The sequence below is a fragment of the Roseateles flavus genome (genome assembly GCF_039872765.1).
GTDB lineage: Bacteria > Pseudomonadota > Gammaproteobacteria > Burkholderiales > Burkholderiaceae_C > Roseateles_B > Roseateles_B flavus.
Genome location: NZ_JBDPZC010000005.1, coordinates 368643 through 385146, shown reverse-complemented (window position 1 = coordinate 385146; position 16504 = coordinate 368643). Strand labels below are relative to the sequence as shown.

The window sequence follows — 16504 nt, the reverse complement described above, 5'->3', positions numbered from 1 at the left end:
CTGGTGAGGCGGGCGCGCTGAGGACACGGCCTCGGCGTCAGCGCACCTTGCTGACCCATTCGGCCTTAGGATCGCGCCAGCCGCAGGTTCCGGCGAGGCAGGCAAGCGACCGTTCCGGAACCTGCATTGATCTGCTTCAGTGGCACGCCGCCCATCCATTTGCAGGCCACCATGTTGACAGTCAGACGAGGGGGCATCGGCTTCCAGACGCACGCCCAAGGCCCGGGCGGACCTGTTCCCAAGGTGCTGTCATCAGGTGAAAGTCATGGCGCGAGCTTCGTGGCGGGCACCTGGGTGCATGCCAGGGACGGCTTGAAGCCGATCGAGTCCATTCAAGTGGGAGACGAGGTGCTGTCCAGACCGGACAGTGGCGTCGGCGAGCCCTGCTACAAGCGCGTGCTGCGGACCTTCAGGCGAGACGGCGAGGAGGTCTGGCTGCTGGACGTTGTGACAGCCGACGGCGATGAGCAGGTCAGCCTGGTCTGCACGGCAAACCACGCGTTCTGGGTGAAGGGCGTGGGCTGGACCGCGTTGGCGGATCTGGAGCCAGGGGATGACTTGGAGCGGGTCGACTCGCGGGGGCGTCCGGCGCCTTGCTTCGTGCTGCGCGTGCTGAGGATCCTGGCCACCGACCATGAGCACATGGGCTGGGCCGGTGACAGTTTCAGCCGGGACTTCGACGGCCCGACCATCGACCTGCGGCACGGGCGGGTGGCGGTATCAGCCTTGCAAGACGATGCACGCAACGCCGCGGCAGAGGCAGGCGGTGTGCCCCTGCGTCACGCGGTGTTCAATATCGAGGTGGAAGACTTTCCCACGTACTTCGTCGGCGAAGCGGGGGTATGGGTGCATTGCTGTGCAGACCGCGCGGTGAGCCGGGCGCGGGCTGGGTAGCGGACGAGTGCGGCGAGCCCACCGCCCGCAATGATTGCCGATCGAGGTGTGATGCGTCTGTCAGCCTTTCGAACAGCACCAGGGCGCCCGAGGTGTCCACCACCGCGACGGCCCTGTTAAAGCCCTGCTTGCGGGCTTCTGCCAGCGCGGCCTTGAGCGCCTGGTGGGCCGGCTCCTTGTTGACGGAGTTGCCGTAGGGCAGGGCCTGGGCTTGCGCGTCGGCGGCAAGCGCCAGGCTCAGCGACAGAGCACAGAGGAATCGAACGCGTGTCTTCATGGGAGCCTATCCTGGGGTGTCGGCCTGGCCGTGGGCCGGCTGACCCGGGGCGGTGCGGCTGCGATGTTGGTGCCGCCTGCCGGCTGCGTCCATTCGCCGCTTCAGGGGATAGGGGATGAGGGGATCACTGTCTGTCTCCCCGGACATTTCTGTCTTGCCAGCCCGGCGCCTCACAGGTACCGTGCTGCCCAGCCGCGCCAGGCAGTTGGTAGAGCGCGCCCCCAATTCAACAGCCCCGGCGCGCGCACGAGTCTGCAGCACCCTGCACCGTGAGCCGCCGCATCAGCGAGACGACTTCCGATGAGCCTCCCCGACATCGTCACCTCCATCGCCGGCAACGCCTGCCCGGCCCAGATCCCCAGCCTGCCGCAGCACCACGACGCCGAGGCGCGCAAGGCCCGGGCTTTCCAGCTCTCCATCGCGCGGACGCAGTACAACTACATGCAGAGCTACCTGGAAGGCGTGCCGCTGTCGGCCGACCTGCCGGATGCCGAGAAGTTCAGCCTGGACTACGAAGCGCAGGTGGTGCAGGTCTTCCTCGCGCTGACCGACAACTTCAAGCGCGTGGTGCTGATGCTGCTGGAGCGCGAACTGCTGGCCGACGTGCCCACGGCCGCGCTGCGCCGCGTGGAGGAGGCCTATGCCAAGCTCAACAAGGACTTCAGCATCCTTCACCCGCTGCGCGACATCGAGGAGCTCAAGGACTTCTTCGAGGCCCTGGCCGGCCTGCCTGCCGCGCTGGAGACCCTGGGCAACCTGCCCAAGGACCTGGCCAAGATGGCCGTCGGGCTGGACGCGGTGTTCAAGGAATTCCTTGCGAACGGACCGACGGCCTTCCTGAAGTCCACGCTCTTCGACATGCTCAGCGAGGAGCCCGGCCGCAACTACCTGCAGGCCCAGGGCATCGAGGACTACGAACGCCTCTTCGTGAGCCTGCCCACGCCGCTGATGCTGTCCATCCAGCAGCAGCCCTGGATGCCCCAGGGTCAGGGCAAGCCCTGCCAGCAGGACTGGTTCTTCGGCTGGCTGCAGACGGCCGGCTACAACACCACGATGCTGCGCGCCGTGGTGCCCGCACCCGTCTCGCCGGACGTGGACGACCCGATGGAAGGCATCCAGAAGATGCCGCTGGCGGACCTGCTGGCCAAGATGCCGGTCACCGACGCCATGCTGCAGAAGGAGACCGGCCAGGCCGGCCTGACCCTGGCGCAGGCCGCGGAAGCTGGCCGGCTCTTCGTGTGCGACTACGCCCTGCTGGAAGGCGCCTGGGCCGACCCGCTGCATGGCGAGCAGCGCTACATGGCCGCGCCCATCGCGCTCTTCTACTGGAACCCCACGCCGCCGGCCGGCTACCCTTCGCTGCCCGAGGGCGTGCTGCAGCCCATCGCCGCGCAGCTGGCCCAGAAGCACGACCCCGAGACCGCGCCCATCTACACACCCAAGGACGCGGGCAACGCCAACGACGCCAAGGGCTTCAAGTGGCGCATCGCCAAGTACTTCGTCAACGTGGCCGCGGCGATCCAGCATGAGGCCATCGCCCACCTGGGCGCCTGCCACCTGGTCATCGAGCCCATCGTGGTGGCCGCGCGCCGCCAGCTGGCCGATCAGCACCCCATCCTGAAGCTGCTGGCGCCGCACTTCCGCTTCACGATCAACATCAACGACTCCGCCATCCACAGCCTCATCATTCCGGGCGGCGTCGTGGCCACCAATGTGGGCCCGGCCATCGAGTGCACCCTGGGCGTGCTGGCCCAGGCCCACCAGGCCTACCGCTGGGACGACAACCATCCCGAGCGCCTCTTCCGCATCCGCGGTGTGGACGGCCTGCCCAAGTTCCCCTTCCGCGATGACACTCTGCTGCTGTGGCAGGCCACCCATCGCTTCGTCGAGCGCTACCTGCGCCTCTACTACAGCAGCGATGCCGAGGTGGCTGGCGACTACGAGCTGCAGGCCTGGATCCACGAGATGACCGCACCGCAGTTCGCCGGCTTCAAGGGCATGCGCGGGCTGACTGCCACGGGCGACCCCAAGAAACCCTGGCGCATTGACAGCCTCGCCTACCTGATCGAGGTGGTGGCGCAGATCGTCTACATCGCGGGCCCGCAGCATGCGTCGGTCAACTACGCGCAGTACCCGCTGATGTCCTACATGCCTTCGGTGGCCGGCACGCTCTACGACCCGGCGCCCGCACGCAGCACCGTGGTGGACAGCGAGCAGGACTGCATCCGCTGGTACCCGCCGCTGGATGTGTCGCTCTACACCTTCTCCTTCGAGTACCTGCTGTCGGGCGTGCAGTACGACACCTTCGGTCGCTACGAGCACAACCCGCGCAATCCTTACTTCGAGGACCCGCGCGTCGGCCCCCTGGTGGCCGAGTTCCAGACCGACCTGGCCCTGGCCGAGCGCGAGATCCGCGAGCGCAACCGCCTGCGTCCGGTCGAATACCCCTTCCAGCTGCCGTCCCAGATCCCGAATAGCATCAGCATCTGATCGACGGCAGCCAGGCGGCGCGGGGCAGGGGCTCCGCTGCCGCAGGGCTGGCAAGGAGTGATGACGATGGCAAAGAAGATCCTGGTCCTCAGCGGCAGCCTGCGCGCGGCCTCCCGCAACACGGCCCTGGCCCGCTATGCCCTGCGCAACGCCCCCGAGGGCCTGCAGCTGGAGATGGCGGACCTCAGCGAGTTCCCCTTCTACAACGCGGACCACCCCGCACCGCCCCCGCCCGTGGCCCGCTTCTTCGAGCAGCTGCGCCAGGCAGACGGCCTGCTGCTGGCCTGCCCGGAGTACAACTACTCCATCGCCCCGGTGCTCAAGAACGCGCTGGACTGGGCCTCACGCGAGAAGGACAACCACCTGCTCGCCGGCAAGACCGTGGCCCTGATGGGCGCCGGCGGCGGCATGGGCACCTCGCGCGCCCAGTACCACCTGCGCCAGGTGGCCGTGGCCCTGGACCTGCGGGTGCTGAACAAGCCCGAGGTCTTCTGCAGCGCCTTCACCGCCGGCCTCTTCGACGAGCAGAACGAGCTGGTGGACGAGCGCATCCAGGGCCTGGTGAAGCAGCTGCTGGACGCGCTCAAGACCGCCCTGGCGCGCTGAGCCTGCCTTTTCGCCGCGGGGCACGAGACTGGGCTCAAGACCTGACCCTTGCCCTGTGCTTGTCCTGTGACCCTTGCCCTGTCAGCGGCCGCAGTCTCTGCGGCGCTGCGGGGTCAGGTCTTGCCTTGAGCCCGGGCGGCCATGCCCGGCCAGGCCCGTGCGGGGCCGGTCCGGCGGGGCTCAGACCTGCGCGTCCAGGCGCGTCCAGCGCCGGCGCCCGGCCCGCTTGGCGCGGTACAGGGCCTGGTCGGCGTGGCTCAGCAGCATCTCGGGCGTGCTGGCCTCGCTGGCCTGCAGGGTGCTGCAGCCCAGGCTCAGGCTCACATGCGGGGCCGCGGCGGACTTGGCATGCGGGATGGCCAGGGCCTCGATGGCCTCCAGGCAGGCCTGGGCCAGGCGCTCGGCGGCGGCGCCGTCGGTGTCCGGCAGCAGCAGCGCGAACTCCTCGCCGCCGTAGCGCGCCACCAGGTCGCTGCCGCGGCTGGCCACGCCCTGCAGCAGCTGGGCGACGGTCTTGATGCAGCGGTCGCCCTCGAGGTGGCCGTAGTGGTCGTTGAACTGCTTGAAGTGGTCGATGTCCAGCATCAGCAGGGACAGCGGCGTGCCATGGCGCAGGCTGCGCCGCCATTCGATGGCCAGGCGCTCGTCGAAGGCGCGGCGGTTGGCGATGCCGGTGAGGCCGTCGCGCATGCTCATCTGGCGCAGCTCCTGGGTACGGCGCTCCACCTTCTCTTCCAGCTGTTCATAGAGCCGCGCATTGGCCAGGGAGATGGCGGCCTGGGAGCTCAGCAGCTCCAGGGTCTGCTGGTGGCGCGGGGTGAAGGCGTTCTCGAGCTGGCGGTTCTCCAGGTAGATCACGGCAACCAGCTTGCCCTGGTTGATCACGGGCAGGCTCAGCACGGACTTGGGCTGCTGCTGGCGCAGGTAGCGGCTTTGTGCGAAGCGCTCGTCCTCGGCCGGGCGGTTCAGCAGCTGCGTGCGGCGGCTCAGCTTGGTGTACTCGATCAGGCTGCTGGGCAGCAAGGCCTCCGGGCCCTTGTTCAGCTCGTCCAGCGGGCGGCCGATGCGGCTGGAATCCATGCGGTGGTGCTCATCCAGGCCGCCAATGACCTCCACCACGAGCTGGCCGTCGTCGTCCAGCACGATGGCGCCCCGCTCGGCGCCGGCGTTCTCCAGCAGCACCCCCAGCATCTGCGGCAGCAGGGCGTCGAGCTGGATCTCCTGGGTCAGCAGCTGGTTGGCCTTGAGGAGGGAGTGCAGGTCCAGGCGGCTGATCTGGTCCAGGGAGTCCCGCTGGTAGGGGCTGCTGCGGCTCTGGCTGCTCTGCGATCCCCGCGCGTTGGAGAAGGCCACGCCGGGCCAGCCCGTCTCGAGCTGCCGGCACTTGACTGCGGCGCCCCAGCGGCGGTAGTGGTAGTGGGCCTCGCGGATGAAGTTGCGTGCCAGCTGCTGCTGGTTCTGCTCGGCCCAGAAGCGGGCATAGAGCTCATTGGCCAGGGCGGCGCAGGGCGTGAAGCCGCTGGCCTGGGCCTGTTCGATGGCGCGGGCGTAGCAGTCCATGGCACGCTTGCTGTCGCCCTCCACGCGAGCCAGCTCGGCCGCGAGCATCAGCTGCTTGTGCCCGAAGTTGCTTTCGCCATGCGCGGCCCAGGTCTCGAAGCGGGCCAGCAGCTGGCGCGCGACCTCAACGGGCTGCTCCTGCTCCGCAAAGCCCTCGCGCAGATGGCCCAGGGCCGAGTAGAAGCTGGCCTCGACCATGGAGGGGCTGTCCGGCAGGCACAGGGCCACCATGGGCAGCAGGGGCAGGGCCTGGCGCCAGCCGTTGGCGTCGTCCAGCAGGAAACTGTGGCGCAGCCGCGCGGCCACCATCAAGGCCAGGGGAATGCTGGGCCGCAGCGGCTCGGCCTGCAGGAGTTCGCTGCTGCGGCAGCTGTGGGTGTCGAAGCTCAGCGGCGCTTCGGTGCGTCCCATCAGGGCCAGCAGCGGCTGCAGCACGCCGTGGCGCAGCATGGCCTCGGTGGCGGGCTGGCGAGTCTTGTGCAGGAACTTGAGGCCACGCTCGCAGGCGAGCTCCAGGCTCTCCAGCGACGTGCCCAGGGCGAAGTGGTTGACGGCGCTGAGCAGGGCGCAGTAGCCCGCCGCAACGGGATTGACGCCGCTCTGGCCCAGCTCCCAGCCCAGCTCGACCTGGGTGATGGCCGGGGCCAGGGGCTCGCACCAATGCTGGTAGAAGGCGCTGAAGTACTGGTAGACGGTGATGCGGAAATAGACGGCGTCCCGCTGTTCGGCCAGCTGGCGGGCCAGGTGGCCCAGGGCATAGCACTCGGGATAGGGTCGCTGCATCACCGAGCGCGAGGTCATGTGCGCGACATAGGCCACGCAGCTGAGATCGCACTGACCGTGCCGCAGCGTGGTGCTCATCATGCGGCAGGCGTTGAGCACGAAGGCGGCAAAGCGGCCGACCTGGTAGGCCGAGTAGGCCAGGGCCATGCCCAGGCGCATCTCCAGCAGGGCCTGACGGTCCTGCATCTCGGGGGCCCGAAGGATGGTGTCCTCGCCCTGCTCGGCCAGCAGCTGCTCGGTGCTGGCGAACTCGGCCGGGAAGCGGGCCTGGGCCTCTTCCTCGGTGGCAGGGAAGGGGCGGCCGATCTCGGCCAGGCCTTGCAGCAGGACGCCGACGGCATCGGCGAAGCGCCCCTGGGTGTGGTACTGCGCCGCCTGCACCAGGCCCAGCTCCACACGGCCCTCGGCGCTGGGGCACGCCGCCTGGGCGCGCGGATACAGCAGCTCGGCGGCCTGGAAGTTGCCGGCGAGGTACTCGGCCTCGGCCAGCTCCTTGTAGAGGCCCAGCGTGCCGTCGGGATCCTGCTGCCAGGCGTCGTCGGGCAGCAGCGCGTGGGCGTGACGCAGGAAATCCACCGCGGTGGCATGGGCCGAGGCGGCCTTGGCGCGCAGCCCGGCGCGCAGGTTGAGCCCGCGCAGCACGGCGAGCTCGGCGGGGTCATGGATCAGGCCGCGCCCCGCATTGAGGCAGGCCAGGATGCTGAAGAGGCGCTGCTCGCGCTGCGCTTCGTCGCTGTCGGCCAGCAGGCGGCGGCCGCAGCGCAGTTGCAGGGCCGCCTGCTCGTGCGGCGGGGTCAGGTCATGCGCGGCCTGCTGCACGCGGTCATGCAGGAAGCGGTAGCGCGCCTCGGCCAGCAGGGTGGGCGTGCCGGTGAACTTGTAGCCCTCGTCCAGGGGCAGCACCAGGCTGGCCTGCAGGGCCGGCCACAGCGCGCGGGCGCAGGACTCGCCATCGAGCTCGCTGACGGCCATCAGCTCGCTGAGCGAGAAGCTCTCGCCCAGGTGGGCCGCGCTGGCCAGCAGGTGCTGGGTGAGGGGCGGCAGCACCCGCATGCCGTCCAGCATGAGGGTCACGACGTTGTCCGTCATGTCGCGCTGGCGGATGCGGGCGATGTCCCAGGCCCAGCGGCCGCTGCGGCGCTCGTAGTGCAGGTCGCCCAGCGCATGGAGCCGGCGCAGGAACTGGTTGAGGAAGAAGGGGTTGCCGCGGGTCTTCTCCAGGCACAGGCTGGCCAGGGGCGCGATCTCGGCGGCGGTGCTGTGCAGGCTGTCGGCGATCAGCTGCGAGACGTGCTCGGGCTGCAGGTGGTCCAGGTGCAGGCGGCCGGGGCTGGCGTGGCCGGCCTGCCGCAGGCTCATCAGCATCTGCGGCAGGGGATGGCCTTCCTCCACCTCCTGGTCGCGGTAGGCGCCCACCACCAGCAGGCAGCAGTGGCCTTCCTGGTCGGACAGCAGGTGCTGCAGCAGTCGCAGGCTGGGGCCGTCCACCCACTGCAGGTCATCCAGGAACAGGGCCAGGGGATGGGCGCTGCTGGCCAGGGCCCGCGTGAAGGCGGCGAAGGCGAAGTGGAAGCGCTGCTCGTTCTCGGCGGCGGGCAGGGCGGGCAGGGGCGGGATCTCGCCGATCAGCAGGCTCAGCTGAGGCAGCAGGGCGGCGACGGAGCCAGCGGTGTCGCCCAGGGCCTGGCGCAGGGTCTCGCCCCAGTAGCCGCGGCGGTCCACGCCTTCGGAGGCCAGCAGCTCGACAAAGGGCTGGAAGGCCTGGCACAGCGCCGCATAGGGCTCGTTGCGGCGGTATTGGTCGCACTTGCCGCGCAGGAAGTAGCCCCGGCGGGCCAGGACGGGCCGGTGCAGCTCGGCCACCAGCGCAGTCTTGCCGATGCCCGACGCGCCGCTGACCAGCAGCAGCTCGGCGCGGCCCGCACTGGCGCGCTCGAAGGCGGCCAGCATGGAGGCGGCCTCGGCTTCGCGGCCATACAGCTTCTGGGCGATGCAGAAGCGCTCGGGCGTGTCATGGCGGCCCAGCTCGAAGGCCTGGAGATGGCGGTGGTCCGCCCACTCGCGGGTGCAGCGCTCGAGGTCCTGCAGCAGGCCGTAGCTGCTCTGGTAGCGCTCGTCCGGGTACTTGGCGAGCAGCTTCTGCACCAGCAGGGACAGGGGCTCGGGAATGCTGCTGTCCAGCTGGTGCAGGGGCGTGGGCATCAGGGCCAGCTGGGCGTGCAGCAGGGCCATGGGGTCGCTCAGCTGGAAGGGGCGGCGGCCCGCGAAGAGCTCGTAGAGGGTGATGCCCAGGGAATAGAAGTCGCTGCGGTAGTCCACCTCCAGGCTGGTGCGGCCGGTCTGCTCGGGGGAGATGTAGTCCAGGGTGCCGCGCAGGCCGGGCCCGGGCAGGGCTTCTTCGCGATCCAGCGGCGAGGACAGGGCGAAATCACAGAGCTTGAGCCGCATCTGGCGCAGGTCCACCAGCACGTTCTTGGGGGCGATGTCGCCGTGGATGAGCCGGTGGGCGTGCACGTCGCTCAGCGCGCGGCACAGCTGCACGGCCAGGCCCAGCTTCTCGCTCAGGTCCAGGTGCTGGCCTTCGATCAGCTGCGCCAGGCTGCTGTTGGCGAAGGCTTCCATGGCCAGCACCAGCTTGCGCCCATCCTGGTGCAGGGCATGGGCCTTGATCACCCACTCGGAGTCAATCGATTGAAGGGTCTGGAACTCATGCCGCCAACGCGCCAGCAACTCGGGCGCTGGCTGCTCGCTGTCGGAGTACTTGAGAACGACGCGTTCGCCGTCCGGCGCCACGGCGGCAGCCACCACGGTGTCTGCATTGGCGTAGATGACGTCGGTCTGGCGGTAGCCGGCAATGAGCATCGGGGCGGAAGTTGGGACCGGGAACAAGGCCGTCCAAGCCTTCTCCTGGCAGAAGGCAATGGGCGGATGAAGACAGTCGACAGAGTGTCGCAAATGACTGATGACAGTCAGCAGGAAAACACCGATGGAGTTCGGGGCTTCCATCAGGAATGTGGCAAAGAAGCCCTCCTGGGTACGGCTGTGGCGCTGGGGCGCTTCAGCGCCGGTTCAGTGCCGGCTCATTGGCCTCGCATCAGCCAGGGCAGCGAGGTGATCAGCACCCGTCCCCAGGACGGCCCCGAGCGCTGCGGCGAGCCTCGGAGCCGGGATCCCGCCTGGAAGCGTCCGCAACGTTGGCCCGGGCCCATTGCAGGACATGCGCCAACGCGGCCGCTCCCGGCGGATGACGGCCGCAGATGCGCATCGCGCGCATCGCGGCAGCGCACAAAGAAGAACACCCTGGCTGCCGGCAGGCAGGCCAGGGTGTTGTCCGGGCATCGGCCGCCTGTCAGCGGCCGGGCCTCAGCAGCCTCAGACGTTCACGCCCTTGGCGGTGTCGGCGTACTCCTCGATCTGGTCGAAGTTCAGGTACTTGTAGATGCTGCTGGCGTCCTTGTTCACGATGCCCACGGCCTCGTGGTACTCGGCCACGGTCGGGATGCGGCCCAGCTTGGAGCACACGGCGGCCAGCTCGGCCGAACCCAGGAACACATTGGTGTTCTTGCCCAGACGGTTGGGGAAGTTGCGGGTCGAGGTGGACATCACCGTAGCGCCCTCGCGCACCTGGGCCTGGTTGCCCATGCACAGCGAGCAGCCCGGCATTTCGGTGCGGGCACCGGCCGTGCCGAAGGTGGCGTAGTGGCCTTCCTTGATCAGCTCGTTCTGGTCCATCTTGGTCGGCGGGGCGACCCACAGCTTGACCGGGATGTCACGGGCACCGCCCAGGACCTTGGCGGCCGCACGGAAGTGGCCGATGTTGGTCATGCAGGAGCCGATGAAGGCTTCGTCGATCTTGGTGCCGGCGACTTCGGACATGAACTTGGCGTCGTCCGGGTCGTTGGGGCAGCAGACGATGGGTTCCTTGATGTCGGCCAGGTCGATCTCGATCACGGCGGCGTACTCGGCGTCGGCATCGGCCTCCAGCAGGTCGGGCTTGGCCAGCCAGGCTTCCACGGCCTTGATGCGGCGCTCCAGGGTGCGCTTGTCCTCGTAGCCGTCGGCGATCATGTTCTTCATCAGGACGATGTTGGAGGTCAGGTACTCCTTGATCGGTGCCGGATTCAGCTTGATCGTGCAGCCGGCGGCGGAGCGCTCGGCCGAGGCGTCGGACAGCTCGAAGGCCTGTTCCACCTTCAGGTCGGGCAGACCTTCGATTTCCAGGATGCGGCCCGAGAAGATGTTCTTCTTGCCCTTCTTCTCGACGGTCAGCAGGCCGGCCTTGATGGCGTACAGGGGGATGGCATGCACCAGGTCACGCAGGGTGACGCCGGGCTGCATCTGGCCCTTGAAGCGCACCAGCACCGATTCCGGCATGTCCAGGGGCATCACGCCGGTGGCGGCGCCGAAGGCGACAAGACCTGACCCCGCCGGGAAGGAGATGCCGATCGGGAAGCGGGTGTGGGAGTCGCCGCCGGTGCCGACGGTGTCAGGCAGCAGCAGGCGGTTCAGCCAGCTGTGGATCACGCCGTCGCCCGGGCGCAGGGAGACGCCGCCACGGTTGCTGATGAAGGCGGGCAGCTCGCGGTGCATCTTCACGTCCACCGCCTTGGGGTAGGCGGCGGTGTGGCAGAAGGACTGCATGACCAGGTCGGCCGAGAAGCCCAGGCAGGCCAGGTCCTTCAGCTCGTCGCGGGTCATGGGGCCGGTGGTGTCCTGCGAGCCCACGGTGGTCATCTTGGGTTCGCAGTAGGTGCCGGGGCGCATGCCCTTGCCTTCGGGCAGGCCGCAGGCGCGGCCGACCATCTTCTGGGCCAGGGTGTAGCCCTTGCCGCTGTCCACCGGGGCCTTGGGCAGGCGGAACAGGGTGGAGGCCGGCAGGCCCAGGAACTCGCGGGCCTTGCCGGTGAGGCTGCGGCCGATGATCAGGTTGATGCGGCCGCCGGCGCGCACTTCGTCCAGCAGCACTTCGCTCTTGAGCGCGAAGGTCTCGATGACCTCGCCGTTCTTCACGATCTGGCCAGCGTAGGGCAGCACGTCGATGACGTCACCCATCTCCAGCTTGCTCACGTCCACTTCGATGGGCAGGGAGCCCGAGTCTTCCTGCGTGTTGAAGAAGATGGGGGCGATCTTGCCGCCCAGGGTCACGCCGCCGAAGCGCTTGTTGGGCACGAAGGGGATGTCCTCGCCGGTGGCCCAGATCACGCTGTTGGTGGCGGACTTGCGCGAGGAGCCGGTGCCGACCACGTCACCGACGTAGGCGACCAGGTTGCCCTTCTTCTTCAGGTCCTCGATGAACTGGATGGGGCCGCGCTTGCCGTCTTCCTCGGGCTTGAAGGCCGCGTCGGGACGGGTGTTCTTCAGCATGGCCAGGTAGTGCAGCGGGATGTCCGGGCGGCTCCAGGCGTCGGGGGCGGGGGAGAGGTCGTCGGTGTTGGTCTCGCCGGGCACCTTGAAGACGGTGACGGTGATCTTCTGCGCGACTTCGGGGCGCGAGGTGAACCACTCGGCATCAGCCCAGCTCTGCATCACGGCCTTGGCGTGGGCGTTGCCTGCCTTGACCTTTTCGGCGACGTCATGGAAGGCGTCGAACATCAGCAGGGTCTTCTTCAGGCCGGTGGCTGCCACTTCGGCGACCGAGGCGTCATCCAGCAGGTCGATCAGGGGCTTGACGTTGTAGCCGCCCACCATGGTGCCCAGCAGCTCGGTGGCCTTGGCCTTGGAAATGAGACCGACGGCGATGTCACCGTGCGCCACGGCTGCCAGGAAGCTGGCCTTGACCTTGGCGGCGTCGTCCACGCCCGGGGGCACGCGGTGGGTCAGCAGGTCGACCAGGAAGGCCTCCTCACCGGCCGGCGGGTTCTTGATCAGCTCGATCAGCTCGGCCACCTGCTTGGCATCCAGGGGCAGCGGCGGGATGCCCAGCGCGGCGCGCTCGGCGGTGTGTTGGCGGTAGGCAGTCAGCATGAGGGGACTCCAGGGACAGGGAAAGGAAGATGACTCTCAAGGCTTGGGCGCAATGACGCGCAGGCCCTTGAAATAGTCACGAAAGAAACCGGCGTCACGGGTGATCAGGCCCTGGCATTGCAGCAGGGCATGGGCACCGATGAGGAAGTCGGGAACGGAACGCCGCGCCTGTGGCAGCTCGGACTGGCCCTGCAGGCGGGTGCGGTAGCGGCGCTGCATCTCGCCCGCGCGCAGCGCCGAGCGCAGCTCCAGGGGGGAGTAGCTGATGCCGATGGCTTCGAGCGTCTCCAGCACGATGTCGCTGTGGCCCAGACCGGCCACGACCTCGCTGACCACCACTTCGCAGGCCACCACCGGGCCGGCGGACAGCGCCACGCGCAGCAGCTGCTCGGCCTGCTCGGCCTGCGGGCCGTCACCGATGTAATCGACCAGGATGGAGGTGTCGACGGCAATCATGGGAAGGGGTGCCAGTCAATGAGGGTGGGGGGCGGGCTTCAGGCTTCGTCGGGTGGCGGATAGGGGTCGCCCGGGGCGCGGCCGCGGAGCTCGCGCATGACGTCGTCCGAGCTGGTGCCCGGCGGGAGCTTGATGCGGCCCCGCATGCGCGACAGGGCATCCCCCACATCCTTGCGCAGGATGATGCGACCGCCGTCCAACTCCACCTTGAGGGTGGTGCCTTTGGTCAGTCCCAGGGCGTCGCGGACGGCCTTGGGCAGGGTGATCTGCCCGCGTTCGGCAACAGTCGCTTCCATGCTCATGCTCCTCGGGGTATGCCGCTGAAAGTATGCATTGATTGTACGTACTTCTGACGCATCCCCAAGCCCGACAGGGAGACTCGGGCATGAAAAAAGGAGGCCGCAGCCTCCTTTCTGATTGAGCGCGGACGGCTCAGTTGCTGGCAGTCGTGCCCGGCGTGATGCCGATGCCGGTGCCGGGCTGCGGCGCGGCCGCGCCGTCGGCCACGAAGGCGCGCTGCTCGGCGTGCTGGCAGCTGTCCACCATGCGCTGGCCGGCCTTGGCGTTCATCAGCATGGACTTGGACGGGATCTGCAGCCACACCACGCCGGCATGCTTGTCCTCCAGGCGGACGGCGCCGGTCGTGGTGGGCTCCGGCGTCATGTTGTAGACCATCTTGCCGAACTGCAGGCGGAAGCGGCCGGGCTTGTCCGGGTGGGGGGTGATGTGGACCTGCTGGTTGAACTCGCACTGGGCGTCACCGGCGTGCACGCGCGGGGCCACGGCCAGTTGCTCTTCAGACAGGGTGGCATCCTCGGGCGGGGGCAGGGGGGCGACGGCCGTCTGGGGCTTCAGCTTGGAAGCCAGGCGGTTCTTGGGCGCCGCCGGCGTTTCCTTGGCGGCAGCAAAGGCCGTGCCTGCAAGCAGCAGGGCGCAGGCGCCCAGGGCGAAGGAGAGGGTGCGGAGGTGTTGCATGAGAAATCCTGTGCAGATGCTTGATTGTGCAAGCAAATGTGCTGCAAGTGTGCTGTTTGTGGCTGCCTTGTGAGGCCCCGTGGACGACCGGCGCAAGCATGCGCCCCATGCGACCGGCTGTCTATGCCAGAAATCCCTTCAACTGCAAGAAAACGTGAGGCCTTCACTGGGCTGCCCGCGGCGGGTGGCCGGGCGCCTCAGCCGCTGAAGTAGGCCGCTTCGACCTCCGCCGGCAGTGCCTGACCGGTGCGGTGGGCGCGCTCCAGCACCTGCCAGAAATAGCGGTAGCTGGCGCGGTCGTGCAGGGTGTCCCGGTGTTGGATGGGGGCCCAGGAGGCCGCCTGTGCGGCCTGGATGATCTCGATGGCCTCATCGATCTCGGCCATGCGGGGCGCGAAGGCCTCGATGATGGGGCGGATCTGGTTGGGGTGGATGCTCCACATCCGGGTGTAGCCGAACTCGCGTGCGGCGCGGCCGGCGGCCATCTCCAGGGCGTCGGTGTTCTTGAACTCGGTCACCACGCAGTGCGAGGGTGTCTTGCCGTGCGCATGGGCGGCCGCGGCGATCTCCAGCTTGGCGCGCACGACCAGGGGATGGCTGAACTGGCCGTCCACGGTCAGGCCGGCGCGGGGGATGGCGCCGCGGTGGGCCGAGACGAAGTCCATCAGGCCGAAGGACAGGGACTCGATCCGCGGATGCGCCGCGATGCGCTGCACATCGCGCAGCGCACCGTGGGTCTCGATCAGTACGTGCACGGGCAGCTCGCGCTGCAGGCCCAGGCGCGTGCGGGTGGCGTCGATGAAGGCGACGGCGCGGTCCACGTCCTCGAAGGACTGGGGCTTGGGCACCATCAGGTAGGCCAGTCGCTCGCCGCCGCCGGCCAGCAGGCCCTCCACATCGGCCTCGAAGGCCGCATGGCCCAGTGGATGCACGCGGGCGCCCACGCGGCCGTGGCGGTTCTGCGGGTCGTTGAGCACCTCGTTGACCAGCAGCACATGCTCGACCTCGCCGCCCACGGGCGCGCCGTCCTCGCAGTCGAGGGTGATGTCGAACACGGGCCCCATCTCGGCCTGCAGCTCCAGGCTCTTGCGCATGCGCGCCTCGACGCCGCAGTAGTGGTCGACGACGGGCAGCAGGGTGGCGGCATCGCCCTCTTCAAAAAGGGCCAGGCGAGGGTGCGGCGCGGTGCTCATGGGCGGGCTCGATGGATCGGTGGCTGAAATGAGAAAGGGCCGGCACGGGGCCGACCCTTCACCGTATCACGAAGCGTAGTTCGTGATGCTGTCAGGCGCTGCGCTGATTACAGCAGGTGCTTGACGCCGTTCTGCTCTTCCAGCAGTTCGTTGAGGGTCTTGTTGATGCACTCTTGCGAGAAGGCATCGATCTCCAGGCCCTCGACGATCTTGTACTCGCCGTTCTCGCAGGTCACGGGGTAGCCGAACATCACTTCGGCGGGGATGCCGTACTCGCCCTTGGACGGGATGCCCATGGTGACCCACTTGCCGTTGGTGCCCAGGGCCCAGTCGCGCATGTGGTCGATGGCGGCATTGGCGGCCGAGGCGGCCGAGGACAGGCCGCGGGCGGCGATGATGGCGGCGCCGCGCTTGCCGACGGTCGGCAGGAACACTTCACGGTTCCACTGCTCGTCGTTGATCATGGCCTTGACCGACTGGCCGCCGATGGTGGCGTAGCGGTAGTCGGCGTACATCGTGGGCGAGTGGTTGCCCCACACGGCCAGCTTTTCGATGTCGGCCACGGCCTTGCCGGTCTTGGCGGCGATCTGCGAGGCCGCGCGGTTGTGGTCCAGGCGCAGCATGGCGGTGAAGTTCTTGGCCGGCAGGTCCGGGGCCGACTTCATCGCGATGTAGGCATTGGTGTTGGCGGGGTTGCCCACGACCAGCACCTTGACGTTGCGCGAGGCCACGGCGTTCAGGGCCTTGCCCTGCACCGTGAAGATCTGGGCGTTGGCGGCCAGCAGGTCCGAACGCTCCATGCCGGGGCCGCGGGGGCGGGCGCCGACCAGCAGGGCGAAGTCGGTGTCCTTGAAGGCGGTCATCGGATCGCTGTGGGCCTCGATGCCGGCCAGCAGCGGGAAGGCGCAATCTTCCAGTTCCATGATCACGCCCTTCAGCGCGTTCTGGGCCTTCTCGTCGGGGATCTCCAGCAACTGCAGGATGACGGGCTGGTCCTTGCCCAGCATTTCGCCGGAGGCGATGCGGAACAGCAGGGCGTAGCCGATCTGGCCTGCGGCGCCGGTGACGGCAACGCGAACGGGTTTCTTGCTCATGGAGGTCTCCGAAAAGGATGAAAAAGCTGTTCGTGGCGCCACTGGTTGCGGTGCACGGCGGTCATCCTGAAACGAGCGAGACCGAAGGGCGGGCAGGCGGCGGCGCGGTGGCCGCAAGTGTAGGTCAGAGTCCGGGCGTTTCCCCTATTGACCCATTTCAACGCTGCCACTTGAGGCCGGGCAGGCGAGATTATGCGGGGTCCTTTGCATAA

General features: G+C 68.4%; 11 protein-coding genes. 3 read left to right on the top strand and 8 right to left on the bottom strand.

The window, feature by feature from the left end; translation table 11 throughout:
- Nucleotides 1–171: 171 nt before the first annotated feature.
- Nucleotides 172–894 carry a polymorphic toxin-type HINT domain-containing protein gene (locus tag ABDJ40_RS13280; protein WP_347610383.1) on the top strand — a complete coding sequence of 241 codons (723 nt, stop codon included), beginning with the start codon at nucleotides 172–174 and terminating at the stop codon, nucleotides 892–894.
- On the opposite strand, the gene ABDJ40_RS13275 is transcribed toward ABDJ40_RS13280, so the two are convergent.
- A complete protein-coding gene (locus ABDJ40_RS13275; protein WP_347610381.1) occupies nucleotides 791–1171 on the bottom strand; it encodes a heme-binding protein in 381 nt (126 codons plus the stop codon). The two genes, ABDJ40_RS13280 and ABDJ40_RS13275, sit on opposite strands and share 104 nt — an antisense overlap.
- A gap of 300 nt (nucleotides 1172–1471) precedes the next feature.
- Between ABDJ40_RS13275 and ABDJ40_RS13270 the strand changes: the two genes are divergently transcribed.
- Complete coding sequence (locus ABDJ40_RS13270; protein WP_347610379.1) at nucleotides 1472–3661, top strand: lipoxygenase family protein; 2190 nt, start codon at nucleotides 1472–1474, stop codon at nucleotides 3659–3661.
- A gap of 66 nt (nucleotides 3662–3727) precedes the next feature.
- Complete coding sequence (locus ABDJ40_RS13265) at nucleotides 3728–4267, top strand: NADPH-dependent FMN reductase (RefSeq protein ID WP_347610377.1); 540 nt, start codon at nucleotides 3728–3730, stop codon at nucleotides 4265–4267.
- Between the two features lie 180 nt (nucleotides 4268–4447).
- On the opposite strand, the gene ABDJ40_RS13260 is transcribed toward ABDJ40_RS13265, so the two are convergent.
- The 7 genes from ABDJ40_RS13260 to ABDJ40_RS13230 form a co-directional block, all read right to left on the bottom strand.
- Complete coding sequence (locus tag ABDJ40_RS13260) at nucleotides 4448–9472, bottom strand: diguanylate cyclase domain-containing protein (RefSeq protein WP_347610375.1); 5025 nt, start codon at nucleotides 9470–9472, stop codon at nucleotides 4448–4450.
- A 510-nt stretch (nucleotides 9473–9982) separates the two neighbouring features.
- Complete coding sequence (acnB, locus tag ABDJ40_RS13255) at nucleotides 9983–12574, bottom strand: bifunctional aconitate hydratase 2/2-methylisocitrate dehydratase (protein WP_347610373.1); 2592 nt, start codon at nucleotides 12572–12574, stop codon at nucleotides 9983–9985.
- 36 nt (nucleotides 12575–12610) lie between these two features.
- Complete coding sequence (locus tag ABDJ40_RS13250; RefSeq protein ID WP_269632572.1) at nucleotides 12611–13030, bottom strand: type II toxin-antitoxin system VapC family toxin; 420 nt, start codon at nucleotides 13028–13030, stop codon at nucleotides 12611–12613.
- Between the two features lie 38 nt (nucleotides 13031–13068).
- A complete protein-coding gene (locus ABDJ40_RS13245) occupies nucleotides 13069–13326 on the bottom strand; it encodes an AbrB/MazE/SpoVT family DNA-binding domain-containing protein (protein WP_183102869.1) in 258 nt (85 codons plus the stop codon).
- A gap of 136 nt (nucleotides 13327–13462) precedes the next feature.
- Nucleotides 13463–14005 (bottom strand): hypothetical protein, encoded by a 543-nt coding sequence (locus ABDJ40_RS13240; protein WP_347610370.1) that lies wholly within the window; start codon nucleotides 14003–14005, stop codon nucleotides 13463–13465.
- 197 nt (nucleotides 14006–14202) lie between these two features.
- Nucleotides 14203–15198, bottom strand: a complete 996-nt coding sequence (locus tag ABDJ40_RS13235) for an HpcH/HpaI aldolase/citrate lyase family protein (RefSeq protein ID WP_347610368.1) — start codon at nucleotides 15196–15198, stop codon at nucleotides 14203–14205.
- A 107-nt stretch (nucleotides 15199–15305) separates the two neighbouring features.
- Nucleotides 15306–16292 carry a malate dehydrogenase gene (locus tag ABDJ40_RS13230; RefSeq protein WP_269632575.1) on the bottom strand — a complete coding sequence of 329 codons (987 nt, stop codon included), beginning with the start codon at nucleotides 16290–16292 and terminating at the stop codon, nucleotides 15306–15308.
- Nucleotides 16293–16504 lie beyond the last annotated feature (212 nt).